The sequence below is a fragment of the Aquabacterium sp. A3 genome (genome assembly GCF_038069945.1).
Lineage (GTDB): Bacteria > Pseudomonadota > Gammaproteobacteria > Burkholderiales > Burkholderiaceae_C > Aquabacterium.
Map to the genome: position 1 here is coordinate 1 of NZ_JBBPEV010000027.1, position 1,424 is coordinate 1,424.

1 protein-coding gene is annotated in these 1,424 nt (G+C 51.6%); it reads right to left on the reverse strand.

Translation table 11 applies throughout. The features are described from left to right. Positions 1-778: 778 nt before the first annotated feature. Positions 779-1,270 carry a hypothetical protein gene (locus tag WNB94_RS17180; RefSeq protein ID WP_341391591.1) on the reverse strand — a complete coding sequence of 164 codons (492 nt, stop codon included), beginning with the start codon at positions 1,268-1,270 and terminating at the stop codon, positions 779-781. Positions 1,271-1,424 lie beyond the last annotated feature (154 nt).

Sequence of the window (1,424 nt, forward strand, 5' to 3'; positions counted from 1 at the left end):
TTCTTGGTCGACAGGTTCAATCCCAGGCTGACTTGCTTCATGTCCTTGCGCCACGTATCAACTTGACGACATCATCATGCAAGACTCGCGCCTTGACGGCGGGTTTTGCAGACCTTCCCTAATGGTGCGACCCACCCCAGGAAAACGGCACTTAGGCTGATGCTCTCTATAACACCGCTGCAGTTGAAGCCGCCAAAACCGAAGGCACATAGGTAAGGGGGGCGATCAAGCCACCAAATCAGAAACGCCCAAAGTGCCAAGAATGCCAAGACAGAGAAGGTGGTTGCAAGGCCCACCCTAGCGCTCAGGATCAACTGCCACGTTAGTGCTAGAACGAACACCAATATTGCCGCCGGAGTTCCCAGAACAGCAATGATGTTCGATGCCGAGTCCTTAATGAAGACGAACGTTATGTTAAAACGCAGGTCGCAAACAGCGGGAGGCCACTCAGTGCTACCGGGGGTTGCCTCGTAGCATGGCAGCGGAGAGTATGCGTGATACCAAGACCAACCACTAACTATGGCAATCGAAAGTGACACCACGAGAAGAGCGAGAACGCTTCGATTCATCGGTTTTCTGGGAGCCTAACTACCAAGGTAACCGGCGCCGGAGCCCTTTAGGGCGGAGGGCACAACCAAGGGCCATGAAAATGCCGAAGGCATGGCCCTTGGTTGCGTCCGCGTTGACCTGACAGTTAGGCTGGGGCGCGGAGTGGAAGGTTTGCGCATTACGACGATCTGAATTCTGGGTGTTGCACTTCACGTGCCAATTCGCGTTGTCAGCTCAGGGTATTTATAGCGATAGCGAATAGCATTGCTAAAGCTATCGGAATAATCCAGCTCTCACGTCGGTACTGATTCTTCATGTCTATGACTAGATATTTTGATTGTGCTCGTCCACTAATAAAATACCAAAATGCCACATTCAAGAAGTTAGCCAAGAGCACCAGCTTGTATGTGGAATCTGAATCGTGATTGGCCGTGCCATAAATGACTACAGCCATTATGGTGGCAACATAGGTTGCAGCCCATCCGACTGATTTCCACATCTTGCCTCTTTGCCCCAGGCGTTTCCAATTCGCGGCATGGATCAGTGAGCCGAAGAGGCTTGTGAACAATAGCCAACTGAGAACAGCTGCGACATCTGGATTCCAGAGCCAAGGATGTTCTGAAGACTGTTGTTCAGCACTACCTTCGTTGCTTAGGCGTAAGGCTCTTCCACATTGAACACAAGTATTACCAGTATCTATTCCGCATATCGCACAGTACATTCAAAGTCTCCATTACTTGTGTCTTTGAGATTAGGCCTAACTACCAAGGTAACCGGCGCCGGAGCCCGTGAGGGCGGAGGGCACAAGCAAGGGCCATGAGAATGCCGAAGGCATGGCCCTTGGTTGCGTCCGCGTTGACCTGACAGTTAGGCTG

What these genes read in the sequence shown, in the direction of transcription:
- WNB94_RS17180 (WP_341391591.1), bottom strand. Translation starts at nt 1,270, where the DNA reads ATGTACTGTGCGATATGCGGAATAGATACTGGTAATACTTGTGTTCAA.